The organism is Halodesulfovibrio marinisediminis DSM 17456, assembly GCF_900129975.1.
Classification (GTDB): domain Bacteria; phylum Desulfobacterota; class Desulfovibrionia; order Desulfovibrionales; family Desulfovibrionaceae; genus Halodesulfovibrio; species Halodesulfovibrio marinisediminis.
In genome coordinates, this window is record NZ_FSRG01000006.1 from 614,763 (window position 1) to 629,197 (window position 14,435).

Sequence of the window (14,435 nt, forward strand, 5' to 3'; positions counted from 1 at the left end):
AAACAGCTTACTGAATGACATTTTCCATGCTACAACCATCTCCGCAGGAGAAGACATGGATAGATATATTGAATACTTACAAATAATTGCCGCTGCAACCCTGTGGGGACTGCTTGGACCTATTTCAAAATATGGCTTGCAGGAAGGCGTAACACCTCACGAGCTAGCTTTCTGGCGCGCATCGCTCGGTGCTGTGTTTTTCATCCTGCATTCTGCAAAGCATAAAACCCTTGCAGTTAAACCAGCTGATATTCCAATATTTCTTCTATTCGGAGTTCTTGGGATTTCTTTATTCTTTGGTTCATACCAGATCGCCATTAAACATGCAGGCGCCGCGGTATCGGCGATTCTCCTTTACACCGCACCAATATGGGTTGCTATCTTTGCCCGTATTCTTTTCAAAGAAGAATTATCCCCTACAAAGCTTATCGCTCTTGGTATTGCACTCACAGGCACAGGCCTTGTCTGCTTCAGCGGACAGAGCGAAGATGTCTCGCTGCCACTTACTGGCATTTTCTTCGGCCTGCTTTCCGGCTTCACTTACTCACTGCACTACATTTTCGGCAAAACATTTCTTAAAAACTATCAACCGGCAACACTCTATGCATGGTGCCTGCCTGCCGGTGCTCTCTGTCTACTCCCGTGGGTTACCTTTACAGCCTATTCCCCAATCAAACTTGCTGTTGTTATCGCGCTTGCTTTTCTTTGCACCTATCTTGCCTACTACGCTTACTGCGCCAGTCTTCGACGCCTTGAAGCAACTCAAGCCGCCATTATTGCCAACATAGAACCTGTCATTGCCGCTGGTCTTGCAGTCTTATGGTGGAATGAAAAACTTACCGCATCTGCCTACATCGGCGGAGCACTCGTTATCAGCGCTGTCATAATTATTGCCCGTACTCCTTCAAAGAAAAAAAAGGCCGTGCCAATCAACACGGGCAATTAATTTCTCATATCTGGCACTCTACAAAGAACCTGATTCTTTCCCTTTCGAGATGGGCAGCACTCTTTCCCAATAAAAAAGCTTTACTGTCATTTCAACAAGTTGAACCACACACCACCAGTCTTTTATCGAAAGAATAAGACTTCACAACGCCTACCCTTAATGCTACCAAGGCTGAATACACCATCCTCCCATGGTGTTTGGACGCTTGTCATACGATCATTGTACTCTCACATCATCTTAATTGGGTGAATGTTTTCGGGGTTAACCAAGAAATGATTCCCAAGGGGGGCATCATGTCCAATAAAAAAGCGCCAAAGAATAATACTAATCTCAAACGAGCACTCTGGGTCGCGCTTGTACTATTTGCAATCGCTCTCACTGGTCTGTGGACATTTGAACCCGAAATTATCGACATAGAAAAGCCGGTTGAACCGACCGGAGATGTTACAACACAAGTACGCATTCCACTGCGCAAAAACGTAGAACAGCAGTCTGTTATCAACTCTTCCGAAACCGCAACTGCTACAGCAACAGAAGGTGAGCAAGAACAGGAAACTGATTCTACAACACCTGTTATCAAAAAAGTTACTGAAGACACTGTTGTCCAACCTACTTTTATTACAGACTTATCACATCTAATTGTCACTTCATATCATCCTAAAGGAAGCCATCCGGCGGCATCAAAAGAGTCCAAGCTTCTTCTGGATGCAAAAAGAATTAACATTCACTACGGCATTGAAATGACCGGCCTCTCTTGGAGCGGGGATGATCTTGCCATCGGCAGACAATCCGTCATGCGGTATGCCTTACGCCCAAGCATGATCAACGCTCTTTACGCGCTCTATAAACAACGCTTTGTTGATGCCATTAATACAGAACTCAACACAATTGCACGATCATTCAATGGAATAGAGCGTACTCTTACACCGGAAGAACAGAATGCATTCTATGCCCTTACTGCAAAACAGCTTCGAGCCACAGCCGGTGTTCTCAAAAGCTGCGCAAAGGTGAACTCTGCTATGGCAGACATCGCAGTCTGGTTACAGGCAGAACGTGACGTTCTTGCAGCCAACCAGCGATTCCAAGTGGCATTACATGACTATCAAGTTTCAAAAGAAATGCATGCCACCCAGTCAGTAACTGACGCTGCAGAAGCAAAAATGAAAGCCGAGGGAGAAGCCTACGAAAAGGCTATCCGCGACCGTGAAGCATACAAAGCTGCACTCGCCAACATGATACGTAAGTACAAATGGACAAAGAATCAGGACGATGAAACCAATCTGTACATCGCATCATGGGTTTTCCGTCGCAGCAAGGACCTGTCGAATCCTAAAGAGGTCATGATGACTATTCAGGACAGACTGCTCGACCTTGCGAACACGATGGACTCTCAGGTAAGCCTCTAATAACGAAAAAAAAAGCCGCAGAAAATGCGGCTTTTTTTTACACACAAAATTTGACGCTATCGTACGACTTCAGGCACAACGTTTTTTTATTCAACAGGAAAGATCATTATGGCAAAAAACTACGTTCCTCATATGCATACAGCTGAACATATTCTTAACGGAACCATGGTCAGCATGTTCGGTTGCGAGCGCTGTTATTCAGCACATATCAACACTAAAAAATCGAAATGCGATTATCACTTTGAGCGTCCGATTACTGAGTACGAAGCAATTGCCCTGCAATCCGCAGTAAACGAACAGCTTCAGCGAAACCTTGAAGTGACAGAAGAGATTGTACCTCTGAAACAGGCACAGGAACGCTACAATCTTTCCCGACTTCCTTCAGATGACATTACGACTATCCGTATCGTCCATATCGGGGATTATGACAGCTGCCCGTGCATTGGAGAGCACGTGCAGAACACGTCAGAAATCGGAGAGTTCATCATTAACTCCTACGACTTTGAAAATGGACGATTGCGCATCCGTTTCAAGTGCAAACCTGCTGACTAAACGAGGCAACTATGCGCCGACGTATTTCCATCCTGTGTACCCTTTTCGCCCTGCTTCTCACTCTGAACACTGGCTGCTTACGAAACACTGTTTTTTTCAAGGAGCCTGCCACGATAATTTCTTCCAACTACTTTGCAGTAACCAAAAAACTGCCACCGCAACTGCAAGCTAAACTTCCCACAGATGTGGTATCTTACAACCCGCAGCAACCAGCACGTAACAGCATCTTACCGGAACAATTCAGCCACATAGTGTTCGATAATCTTTCACTAAATTTTCTCTGGACAGGTGCACAGCACAATCTACCAATAGACGGCACCACATACTCAGCCATGCCGTCAGCAGGTCAGATCGCAAAACACAACGGTACAGAACTCACTATAACAAGCGAATTCTGTGAAGAAAAATTATCGCTTATCGCAATACTCGACTGGAACAACACAGGTAGCACAGACTGGCTAGTTGCTTACACCTTTAAGTCCCTTGTACAGCCGGAAATCTCTAAAAGACTTCTGCTTGTCAGGGACATACAGCCTAACACAACTCTCACAGCAACAGTTCTCTCCGCATCTGAGTGTTTCGGCAACAACTGTCAGTACTACACCGGAAACTCTCTCGTTGAATTCCTTGAGTATCAGCCACAATACTAAGTTTTCGCACGACTCAGCGTCGCTGACTTGATCTACAAAAAAAGCTGTCCCTCAATATGAAGGACAGCTTTTTTATTACTTGAACGGTAGTGGAGCTCAGACCGCGGAGTAACATTAATTACGGGCAAAACTCGCTAGCAAACGTTTCCCTCTAGCTTTCGTAGCCAAAAGAAAAAATTACTTTTCAAACTTCTCTTTTTCATGCTCAGGCATAGCAAAGCTATGTTCAGGCGCAGGGAAACTGCCATCTTCCACTTCGCGCTTATAATCACTGATAGCCGCTGCTGCGGTTTCACGCAGGTTTGCATACTGCTTTACAAATTTTGGTACAAACCGGTCGAAAAGGCCGAGCAGATCGTGGAACACAAGCACTTGCCCGTCGCACTCAGCACCTGCACCAATACCGATTGTCGGAACAGATAACTCTTGAGTTATACGCGCCGCAATCGGGGCAGGAATCGCTTCAAGAACAATACAGAAAACACCTGCTGCTTCAAGCGCTTTTGCTTCTTCGACAAGGACGTTGGCAGCTTCTGCGGTCTTACCTTGAACTTTAAACCCGCCAAGGCTTGCTACACGCTGAGGAGTAAGCCCTATGTGTCCGACAACGGGAATTCCAGCACTCACAAGTGCTTTTACTTGCGGAACTACTGTGTGCCCCCCCTCAAGCTTTACTGCACGAGCTCCGCCTTCCTGAAAAAGGCGTGCAGCGTTACGCATGGCATCTTCCACACTAATTTCGTAAGACATGAACGGCATGTCTGCTACCACGAGGGAACGCTTTGCCCCACGTACAACAGCTTTTGTGTGATGCACCATTTCGTCTACTGTAACGCTGATGGTGTCGTCACGTCCCAGCATAACCATTCCGAGGGAGTCACCTACAAGAATCATGTCGATATCACATTCATCAACAAGCGTTGCAGATGAATAGTCGTATGCAGTCAACATGGTAAGCTTACGATTCCCCTTACTCTGACGGATATCTAAAGAGGTAACAGGCTTAACACCTGTTGCAGCTGTCTGCTTGCTCATTGTCGCTCCTTTTCTAAGAACTGTGATAACGCGGTAAGTTGCAGAAATCTGCACTTCCGCACATATTTTCAATTGTACGATAATAGTGCCACCTCTGCCATTAAAGCCGACACAGCCCACTAAAATTATATAATCTACCGCTCTTATATCTAGGAACAACGCTCTCGTCGATTTCTAATTATACAGCCTGAAAAGGCTTGCCTGAAAGAGGTTGTACAGATTTTCACGATGAGTCTTGACCAAAAGAAATTCCGACTTATTATCCCGTAGTATTTCTATTTAAAACTTTTATGAAAAGTCATAGGAGCCTCTTCGTATGTCACAATCATATGAATTTAAGACTGAAGTTAGAAAACTTCTTCATATTATCACTCATTCCCTCTACACCAACCGCGAAATTTTCCTTCGCGAACTTGTTTCAAACGCATCCGATGCTCTTGATAAGCTTCGCTTTGCTGAGGCAAAAGGCGAAGAGATTGCGGCTGCCGAACTGGAACCTTCCATTAATATTGCTATCGATAAGGACGCAAAGACCATTACCATTACCGACACCGGTATTGGTATGACTAAAGAAGACCTTGTTGAAAACCTCGGCACTATTGCCAGCTCCGGTTCTGAACGTTTTCTTGCTGAATTGTCAGAAAGCAAGGACGCTGCAAGCAATATTATCGGTCGCTTTGGTGTAGGCTTCTACTCCGTATTTATGATCTCTGAAGATGTTTCAGTTACCACCCGTAACTACAAGCCTGGTTCCGAAGGCTTCACTTGGAAATCAGACGGACTCGGTTCATTCGAAATAAATCCTGCGGAAGACGCACCGGAACGCGGCACAGTTATCACTATCAACGTGAAAGAAGATGCCGCTGAATTCCTTGAAAAATTCCGTCTTGAAACTGCTCTCAAACAGCACTCAAGCTTTATTCCGTTCCCTATCTACCTTGATGGTGATCACCAGAACACAACTCCTGCACTGTGGCGCGAACCTAAGAGTTCCATTTCTAAAGAACAGTACAAAGAGTTCTACAACTACCTCACCTTTGACGACAAAGACCCGCTTACAACTGTACACAGCGCAGTTGATGCACCTGTACAGTTCACAAGCCTTGCATTCATCCCGACTTTCGGACGCGATTTAAGCAGCATCGGCCGTGACGATTACGGTCTTGACCTCTACGTTCGCCGTGTTCTGATCCAGCGAGAATGTAAAGACCTGCTCCCAGACTACCTTTCCTTTGTTAAAGGTGTAGTCGATACCGAAGATCTTCCTCTGAACATTTCCCGCGAAACTTTGCAGGAAAACATTCTGATCCGTAAGATCAACCAGACTGTTACCAAACAGATTCTCTCTCACCTTGAGCGCATGGCTAAAAACGATGCTGATGCGTACAAAGAATTCTGGAATGTTCATGGTAAAGTATTCCGTCTTGGATACAGCGACTACGCAAACCGAGACCGCTTTGCAAAACTTCTTCGCTTCAACACTTCTACTCACGAAACTGCTGATGAACTCACATCTTTCGATGAGTACGTTGAACGTGCAAAAGAAGGCCAGAAAGCTATTTACTACATTTCCTCAACCAGCCGTGAAGCAGCTAAGCTTAACCCGCACCTCGAGATCTTTACTCGCAAGGGACTGGAAGTTCTCTTCCTATACGAGCCGGTAGATGAATTTGTGATGGATAACCTTGGCAAATTGGGCGAGTTCAATCTGGTTGCAGCAGAGACTGTTGCTCCTGAAAGTCTGAAGGACTTTGCTGACGTGGTGAAGAAAGAGAAAGCTGAAGAGCTTTCTGAAGAAGAAACCGCAACTCTGAGCGATCTTTTAGCACACATCAAAGAACTGCTTGGCGACAAAGTGACCGATGTACGTTTATCTGAACGTCTTTCCGGTTCCCCTGCGGTGCTCAGCAGCCCGGACGGCGCAACATCTTCCATGGAAAAGATTATGCGCATGATGAATCAGGATGACTCCATTCCCCAAAAGGTTCTCGAACTGAATGCTGACCACCCTATTGTCCGCAACCTGCTGCGCATCTTCAAATCCGATAAGGATGATGCACTGGTTAAAGAAACCGTTGAGCAACTGTTTGAATCTTCCCTGTTGCTTGAAGGCTACCTAAAAGATCCTCACGCAATGGTTTCACGTATCAACGACCTGCTCGAAAAAGCCGGTAGCTGGTACACCGAAATTAAAAAGATCTAGTAAAAAATAAAAAAATTGGCGGTAGACAATGTCTACCGCCAATTTTTTTATGAGCTAATCTTCTGCTGGTTACGCTTAAGGCAAAAAAAAACGGCGTTTCACATACCACTGTGAAGCGCCGATTTTTTTCAACCGATTGCCATATCGGTGTGCAGATAAATCTGCAGAGTGTGGGAGGATCATTCGCCAGAAATCACTCCCAAGACCTGAAGCACTACCAACAGATCCTACTCCTAAAAAAGATGCCGGTCTTTTTTAAGAGCCGATGCACTTAAGAACCCTAAAGACTTAAGAGCACCATAGACAACACAATTTCCTTCAACAAAGGAAGAGACTTGCCGTATAAAGTTGCCACAACAAGTAAGGTCAACCTACACAGCTAGTTTTTTTTCGTCCACAAATCAGAAAATTAGATGCTGTCTTTTTTTAGTCTTCCACATTGCATTAGTATGCAAAATCAAAATTAGCTCTTTCTTTTCAAGCTATTAAACGCAAAAAATCGTTCTTACACACAGCACATCAATGTACGGCGTTCACAACCAATGCGTAAAATTGGTTGTACCAATACACTCACTTCTTCAACAAATTCAGGAAGAAGTACTGTTAACTGTGCCGTAAAAAGCCCGCCACTGCGGGGGCAGTGGCGGGCACCAGTCATGCTACAAAGTCACATAAATGAAGAGAAGAATTCTAGCCCAAAGCCTTCTCTGCGATCATTCGAAATTGCTTAAGTCCTACAGAGTCACTTTTAAATTCACAGCTCGGGCAAACATGACATTCATCTCCATAACGACGATAAATGGCGGCAACTTTGCCCTTAGAAATGTTCTTTCCCCCATCGGTAAGAATGTTACCTGACTGGGTGAACTCAACACCTAAACTTTCGGCAGTTTGGAAAAAGTGATCTGCAAATAGTTCAGGTTTTGCGAATTTCACTGGTCTCATGACAACCTCCGTTTGACTCTACAGGATTCAGCAATCAGCATGATGGCCACCTCTCACGGTGGGAGCGTACTCATTGCCTCAACCTATTTGATGCGCTTCGACCCACAAAGCAACATCTATAGAGATAGAGGACTTCTCCAGCGACGCTATAAACACATAAAACCAATACTAGGTCAAGCATTTAAAACTGTTTGACTATTCAGTTTATACTGGTTTGTGTATCTCCATCATGTTCCTAAATACCACACCAAGACCGATATCTTCGTATCGGGCTCTTCGTTTAATTACGGATAAATCCAGAATACATCGTATTCACACTTATGCAGGCATAAGAAATGGAGGCGAACGGGTCAGCAGATTTCAAACGAACAATGCTGCATAATAATCCTTTTTTAACAATATGTTGTTAAAAACAGTCAGCTCAAAGTGGATATCTCACCATTGCATACGGATTATTCGTAATTCCTACTTAGCGCAGCAAAATCGAAAAGTGCATTATTTTATAATTTGAGGTGGCTGCCGCAAACCACCAGTCTAAGCGGACTTTGAAGAATTCTTGGCTCATTAAAGTAAATTACATCCTCCTTGCTCCCCCAAAAGCGCACTTTCCCCCTTCCCTACAAAACGCATCCATCTAACAAAAATAACAATTTTTTCAAATCGTCATGCGTAATTAATTTTTTCATTTTTTTTTGCTTGACTCTTAATTAGTAATAGTTACTATTAAATCAACGAAGCGAAAAAGCATTCCTTACCTTCACAGGCAGAATATGGCGGGGAGAGTGTGGCAGTTCTTCCCGCCACTTACAGAACAGGAAAATATATCATTTGGTTATATTGGAGGAAATATGAGCAACCTTTCACAATTCAGCGATTTACAGATTGATTGGAACATGAGCCCCGAACATGCTGTAACAATGTACCTTGAGTGGGGGAATAATGATTGGCGAGCAGAATACCCTCCAGTACGTTCAAAATCAGATTACTCTACATATTTCGTAGTAGACACTTGGGGTGATCGACCTGTTGTTAGACTTGTGCGTCGTAACTCCGAAGCAGCAGTCGATCTTATCGAAGTACCTCTTCCACCACGTGTCGCAAATGTCTTCCTCGCAGAATATGGTGACCTAAAAGGTTTGTTTGAACCTACACCCGAAATCAAAAAGTGGCTTAAAAATGAGCTCTACGAAAAATAAATCGACCTCCTTACCACTCATTCATTAAATATGAATACTGGTGGTAATTCCTTGGACCGGTAGCATCATCGGGGCTGCTACCGGTCCTTTTTTTATTTTTCTATTTTTTGTTTATTTTTTTTTGATCTTTTATTCATTTTATATCTGTTTTTGTGATGAAAAAATCATAAAAATTAACATCCCCCATTAAAGACCCCGCTATTACTAGCTTTACAGGTGCAGCGTGTAATTGTACTCTAACAAAAAATGAAAACGCCTAGAGGAAGTATGCGCTATGAATGATTTTCCAAGAATCGACAGATTGCCACCCTATGTATTTGCAGTTGTTAACGATTTAAAAATGGAACTGCGACATCAAAATATCGACGTCATCGATATGGGGATGGGAAACCCTGACCTTCCAACCCCAGATCATATTGTTGATAAGCTTACAGAAGCAGCGCAAAAAGGTGTTAACCATCGTTACTCAGCCTCAAAGGGCATTCCGAACTTGCGTAAAGCTATTTGTGACTGGTATCAAAGAAAATATAATGTCTACCTCGATCCGGAAACTGAGGCCATTGCAACAATGGGCGCCAAGGAAGGCCTTGCGCATCTCGCACTTGCCATGCTCTCACCGGGTGATGTAGTTTTTGCACCGGACCCTACCTATCCTATCCATACATACGCCGCTATTATTGCGGGAGCGGATGTTCGTAGGATTCCAATAGGTAAGGGGCGAGATTTTTTTGAGGATTTGACAACCGCCACAAAACAAACGTGGCCGCAGCCTAAAGTGCTTATGCTCAGTTATCCGCACAATCCAACAACTGAGCTGGCTACTCCTGAATTTTTTCAAAAAGTCGTAGACTGGGCGAAGAAACATAATGTGTATGTTATTCATGACATGGCATACGCAGACCTTTCGTTTGACGATTACGTCCCCCCAAGCTTCCTTCAAGCAGAAGGGGCTAAGGATGTGGGCGTAGAATTTTACTCCATGTCAAAGAGCTATTCTATGGCTGGTTGGCGAGTCGGGTTTTGTGCTGGTAACAAAAAGCTGGTTCATGCACTTACCAGAATCAAGTCCTACCTTGATTACGGCATCTTCCAACCGATTCAAATTGCTGCGACGGTTGCATTAAACGGTCCTGATGATTGCGTGCAGGAAATAGTCGAAGTATACCAAAGACGCCGTGACGCATTAATTTCAGGTCTTGAGCGTGCAGGATGGAACATTCCTTCACCAAAGGCCACCATGTTTGTTTGGGCAGAGATTCCTGACCAGTTCAAAGAATTAGGCTCAGTGGAGTTTGCGAAAAAACTGCTGCTCGAAGCGAAAGTTGCGGTTTCACCGGGGCTCGGTTTTGGACACTTCGGAGACGAATATGTTCGCTTCTCACTTATTGAAAATGAGCATCGCATTAATCAGGCATGTCGAGGAATAAAAAAGTTTTTCCAGAAAGAAGGATGTATTTGTGCCAAGGAATAAACCTCTCGTTTTAGCCATTGCCGGTTTCGGTACTGTTGGCAGTGGTCTTCTGAAAGTTATTAAAGAGAACCGTGATTCAATCATTGCACGTACCGGCAGAGATATTGTTGTTAAATCTGTTCTCGTACGCGACTTATCCAAGCCTCGTGCTGCTGATCTTCCTGAGGGCACAGTACTTACAGACGATCCGGACGTACTTATTAACGATCCGGAAGTAGATGTTCTTGTAGAACTTATTGGCGGTATTGCCACTGCTAAGAAACTCATCACTTCTGCTATTAAAGCAGGCAAACACATCGTAACTGCTAACAAAGCTCTGCTTGCTGAAGACAGCCACGATCTTTTTGCCATTGCAGAAGAGCACAACGTACATCTTACATACGAAGCAAGCGTATGCGGTGCTATTCCTATTCTGGATAGCTTAAAGCAGAACCTTGCTGGCAATCAGGTACAAAACCTTATTGGTATTCTGAACGGTACAGCAAACTACATTCTGTCCGAGATGACCACCAAGAAGCTTGATTTTGACACCGCCCTCAAGGCAGCTCAGGAGCTTGGTTTTGCAGAAGCTGACCCGACTCTTGATATTGAAGGCTTTGACGCAGCACACAAACTGTGCCTGCTCACCCGTCTTGCCTTCGGTGTTGAATATCCGTTTAACAAACTGCCTGTTGTGGGTGTGTCCAAAATTCACCCTAAGGATATCGAATTTGCCCGCGAGTTCGGCTACCGCGTAAAACTACTCGGTCAGGTTCGCAATGTAGACGGCAAAATCGAAGCCGGTGTATTCCCTATGCTGGTACACCACACCCTGCTTATTGCCCGTGTAGGCGGCGCATACAACGCTGTACGCCTTGAAGGTAATGCGTGTGGCCCTATCTTCATGCATGGTCAGGGAGCAGGCGACCTTGCGACCGCTAGTGCAGTTATTGGTGACATCCTCACCATTGCCCGCGGCGCAACCCCTAACAACACCGGCTACGTAAAACAGGTTCTGCCGCTTGCAGACATTCTTGCTCCGGAAGACGCTACTTCCCAGTACTACTTCCGTGTCATGGTGCAGGATGTACCGGGCGTACTGCGTGATCTCGCAGGCACCCTTGCTGAACAGGACATTTCCATTGCTCAGGCAATCCAGAAAGATGGTATTGAAACTACAGCATCTGTAGTCTTCCTTACCCACGAAGCACGTGCAGAAGCTGTTCACAAGGCAGTGGAAGGCATGAAAGAAAAAGGCCTTGTTCTCGAAGAGCCTGTATTCTACCGAATTCTGTAATGCGGAAACTCATAGTCTGCATCGCTGACGGTGCAGCAGACGATCCTTCCCTGTGCCCTAAAGGCACACCTCTGGAACGTGCAGAGACTCCGTTTCTAGATTCTATGACCCGCCACAGTGTGGCGGGTCTTTGCTATACCATTCCTGATGGCTTCAGTCCTGACTCCGACGTAGGCAACATGTCCCTATTCGGATACGACCCAGCAAAATACCATAACGGACGTGCGCCCATTGAGGCCGCAGCACTCGGGATTCAAACATCTGAAAACGACCTCATTTGGCGCGTAACATTCTGCCGTACCGAAAACGAGATTATTACAGAGCCGTGCGCCTCCTCACTCACCCAAAAGGAAGGAAAAGTGCTCATTGCAGCACTGAACGCAGCATGTGACGATTCGTCCTACACCTTTATGGCAAACAAGGCGTACCGTCACCTGATGATACAAAAAAACGGTCGCATTCTTCTTGAAGAACACAACCGTAAACTTACCCAGCAGGGGAAATCACCACTTGTAACCTCAGGTCCCCATATGCTGCAACACATGCCATTGCATGGAGAGTTGAGCCGCTATCCAGCGTCATTACAAGCCATCATCCAAAAAGCTTCACAAGTTCTTACGAGCCATACTGCCAAAACAAACGCCCTGTGGTTATGGGGAGAAGGCAACGCATACACGTTGCCTGATTTTGCCACAAAGTATACGTCGAATGCATGTATCATTTCCGGCATTCCGCTCCTGCATGGCCTTGGGCATATGGCGGGTATGCAAGTCATCACGCACCCTGCGTTCACCGGCCATCCAGATACTGACCTTACTGCAAAAGCAAATGCCGCGTTAGCCTTCCTGCAGGAACCACAAAACAATATTGCTTTCATTCATGTAGAAGCTCCCGATCATTGCGGACACATTGGTGATGCCGAAGGAAAACGGAAAGCCATTGAACGAATCGACAGCGAACTCTTACCGATTCTTCTCGACAAGATGCCTAGCGCTTGCATTGCTATAACAGCAGACCATTTAACGCCTGCTGCCACAAAATCCCATGCGCATGGAGCAGTACCGTTTATCGCGTACCATCGAGAACTGCCGGAACAGACTGCAGTACAAAGATTTACCGAAGCAGAGTGTAAAAAAGGAGTGCATCTATCTAAAGACACAATCCTGCTCTCCGAGCTTAAACAATATTATCTTACTGCTACGGCAACAGACAAAGACCTGAATCTGAAAAAGTAAGTTCGAACTCTGTTCCATTACCACCAGTAATGACCAAGTCAGCAGATAGTTGTTCCACAAGCGCATGTACAACCTGCATTCCTAAGGAATTAGACTGAGTAATATCAAAATTGCTAGGGAATCCGATCCCATCATCAACTACTTTTAACACAATCGAACCATCAAGCAGGTAAGAGGAAAGGAACAATCTGCCCTGCTCTCTGCCGACAAACGCATGCTTGTACACGTTGGAAATTAATTCATTCAAAATCAGCCCGCACGGCACAGCTGTGTCGACGGACAAGTGTATTTTTTCCAAATCCACAACCAGCTCAACAGGAACAACAGCAGAAAACGCCTGTTCAATACGTCGCGCAAGTTGCTCAACATAGTGGCTAAAATCAATACAGGAAAGGTCGTCAGTCCGATACAATTCCTCATGCACCAGTGTCATGGACTGGATACGACGCTGAGAATCCAGAAAGCGCTCACGGTCTTCTAAGTTAGAGATCCTCTGCGCCTGAAGGCTTAATAAGCTAGATACAAGCTGCAGGTTATTTTTTACACGATGGTGCATTTCTTTGAATAACGTATCTTTTTCACGCAGCGAGGCACACAAAGCATCGTGAGAGTGTTTACGTTCCGTAATATCCTCCGCAACACCTACATGTCTGAAAACTACACCATCTGCATCGCGTATAGGAAAGATGCGAAAACTAATCCACTTTATCTGTTGCTCCTCCCCAACAATAAAACGATGTTCAAATATTAGTGGCACCGGACTGTTATTAATCTGGTAGGATTTTTCTATAGCTTGTTCGCGATCTTCGGGATGCACCATATTAAGCAACAGGTCTGAATTTAGCGCAAACTGATCAGGTGATAATCCAAACACCTCTATTGCTGCTGGGCTGACATATGTAAATTCTCTGGTATGAGCATTTCGAACAAAAAACACCTCACGCACTGTTTCCACAAGCTGTCTAAAACGAGCTTCACTTTCCGTTAACGCAGCAGCATATTCCTGCCGCTCTTTTGCTTCCCGCCGCAACAATGCGTTTGCTCTTTCCAATTCTTCTGTCCGGCTGCGTACCAACTCTTTTAAGTGCTCTCCCTCCAACGCAGCTTCTTTCAATAATTGCGCTCTGGTTAAACTACGCTCAATCGCATTAATAAGTATGTCCATGTTCTTAAGCGGCTTACGGAGATAATCCCATGCCCCGCGCTTTAACGCGTCAATAACTTCGCCAACTTCATCCGTTCCAGATACAACAATCACTGGAAGAGTGGGATTGACACTACCCAGCTTGGACAGCACTTCTCCACCGGAAATGTCTGGTAGACGCCAATCGAGCAATACAGCATCAATATTCTTCTCCTGAACCAAAGAAAGCCCCTGTAACCCGCTTTCGGCCTGTGTTACTGAATATCCTTCATCCGTCAGATATGCAGCAATGGTTTCCCTTACTACAGGGTCATCCTCCATTGTCAGCACATTGGTTGAACCAGTCACGCTATACTCCCACTAGTTTTCAGTGTCC

At 45.1% G+C, this 14,435-nt stretch carries 12 protein-coding genes; 9 read left to right on the top strand and 3 right to left on the bottom strand.

Features of this window, described 5'->3' with window-relative positions:
- Nucleotides 1-55 precede the first annotated feature (55 nt).
- The 4 genes from BUR09_RS13975 (at nt 56) to BUR09_RS13990 (ending at nt 3,554) form a co-directional block, all read left to right on the top strand.
- Complete coding sequence (locus BUR09_RS13975; RefSeq protein ID WP_074217546.1) at nt 56-946, top strand: DMT family transporter; 891 nt, start codon at nt 56-58, stop codon at nt 944-946.
- Nucleotides 947-1,239: 293 nt separating this feature from the next.
- Complete coding sequence (locus tag BUR09_RS13980; protein ID WP_074217547.1) at nt 1,240-2,352, top strand: hypothetical protein; 1,113 nt, start codon at nt 1,240-1,242, stop codon at nt 2,350-2,352.
- 108 nt (nt 2,353-2,460) lie between these two features.
- Nucleotides 2,461-2,904, top strand: coding sequence for an alanyl-tRNA editing protein (locus BUR09_RS13985; protein ID WP_074217548.1), 444 nt, complete (start codon nt 2,461-2,463; stop codon nt 2,902-2,904).
- 11 nt (nt 2,905-2,915) lie between these two features.
- Nucleotides 2,916-3,554, top strand: a complete 639-nt coding sequence (locus tag BUR09_RS13990; protein WP_074217549.1) for a hypothetical protein — start codon at nt 2,916-2,918, stop codon at nt 3,552-3,554.
- A 177-nt stretch (nt 3,555-3,731) separates the two neighbouring features.
- Here BUR09_RS13990 and panB read toward each other — a convergent pair whose 3' ends face one another.
- A complete protein-coding gene (gene panB, locus BUR09_RS13995; RefSeq protein WP_074217550.1) occupies nt 3,732-4,589 on the bottom strand; it encodes a 3-methyl-2-oxobutanoate hydroxymethyltransferase in 858 nt (285 codons plus the stop codon).
- 316 nt (nt 4,590-4,905) lie between these two features.
- Between panB and htpG the strand changes: the two genes are divergently transcribed.
- Entirely contained in the window at nt 4,906-6,792 is a 1,887-nt protein-coding gene (gene htpG / locus BUR09_RS14000; protein WP_074217551.1) for a molecular chaperone HtpG, read from the top strand.
- 690 nt (nt 6,793-7,482) lie between these two features.
- Here the strand turns inward: htpG and BUR09_RS14005 are convergent.
- A complete protein-coding gene (locus tag BUR09_RS14005; RefSeq protein WP_074217552.1) occupies nt 7,483-7,737 on the bottom strand; it encodes a hypothetical protein in 255 nt (84 codons plus the stop codon).
- Between the two features lie 848 nt (nt 7,738-8,585).
- Here BUR09_RS14005 and BUR09_RS14010 point away from each other — a divergent pair.
- From BUR09_RS14010 to BUR09_RS14025, 4 genes are all read left to right on the top strand, one after another.
- Nucleotides 8,586-8,933 carry a DVU0772 family protein gene (locus BUR09_RS14010; RefSeq protein ID WP_074217553.1) on the top strand — a complete coding sequence of 116 codons (348 nt, stop codon included), beginning with the start codon at nt 8,586-8,588 and terminating at the stop codon, nt 8,931-8,933.
- Nucleotides 8,934-9,207: 274 nt separating this feature from the next.
- Complete coding sequence (locus tag BUR09_RS14015; protein WP_074217554.1) at nt 9,208-10,404, top strand: aminotransferase class I/II-fold pyridoxal phosphate-dependent enzyme; 1,197 nt, start codon at nt 9,208-9,210, stop codon at nt 10,402-10,404.
- Complete coding sequence (locus BUR09_RS14020) at nt 10,391-11,680, top strand: homoserine dehydrogenase (protein ID WP_074217555.1); 1,290 nt, start codon at nt 10,391-10,393, stop codon at nt 11,678-11,680. Before BUR09_RS14015 ends, BUR09_RS14020 begins: the two co-directional genes overlap by 14 nt.
- On the top strand, nt 11,680-12,915 hold the full coding sequence (locus BUR09_RS14025; protein ID WP_074217556.1) for an alkaline phosphatase family protein: 1,236 nt from the start codon (nt 11,680-11,682) through the stop codon (nt 12,913-12,915). Before BUR09_RS14020 ends, BUR09_RS14025 begins: the two co-directional genes overlap by 1 nt.
- Here the strand turns inward: BUR09_RS14025 and BUR09_RS14030 are convergent.
- Nucleotides 12,878-14,407, bottom strand: a complete 1,530-nt coding sequence (locus BUR09_RS14030) for a response regulator (protein WP_074217557.1) — start codon at nt 14,405-14,407, stop codon at nt 12,878-12,880. The genes BUR09_RS14025 and BUR09_RS14030 overlap by 38 nt on opposite strands.
- Nucleotides 14,408-14,435: the final 28 nt, after the last annotated feature.

Bases quoted from the DNA above. Each gene is read 5' to 3' on its own strand.
- panB (WP_074217550.1), bottom strand. From the start codon at position 4,589: ATGAGCAAGCAGACAGCTGCAACAGGTGTTAAGCCTGTTACCTCTTTA.
- BUR09_RS13990 (WP_074217549.1), top strand. From the start codon at position 2,916: ATGCGCCGACGTATTTCCATCCTGTGTACCCTTTTCGCCCTGCTTCTC.
- BUR09_RS13980 (WP_074217547.1), top strand. From the start codon at position 1,240: ATGTCCAATAAAAAAGCGCCAAAGAATAATACTAATCTCAAACGAGCA.
- BUR09_RS14015 (WP_074217554.1), top strand. From the start codon at position 9,208: ATGAATGATTTTCCAAGAATCGACAGATTGCCACCCTATGTATTTGCA.
- BUR09_RS14005 (WP_074217552.1), bottom strand. From the start codon at position 7,737: ATGAGACCAGTGAAATTCGCAAAACCTGAACTATTTGCAGATCACTTT.
- BUR09_RS14010 (WP_074217553.1), top strand. From the start codon at position 8,586: ATGAGCAACCTTTCACAATTCAGCGATTTACAGATTGATTGGAACATG.
- BUR09_RS13985 (WP_074217548.1), top strand. From the start codon at position 2,461: ATGGCAAAAAACTACGTTCCTCATATGCATACAGCTGAACATATTCTT.
- htpG (WP_074217551.1), top strand. From the start codon at position 4,906: ATGTCACAATCATATGAATTTAAGACTGAAGTTAGAAAACTTCTTCAT.
- BUR09_RS14025 (WP_074217556.1), top strand. From the start codon at position 11,680: ATGCGGAAACTCATAGTCTGCATCGCTGACGGTGCAGCAGACGATCCT.
- BUR09_RS13975 (WP_074217546.1), top strand. From the start codon at position 56: ATGGATAGATATATTGAATACTTACAAATAATTGCCGCTGCAACCCTG.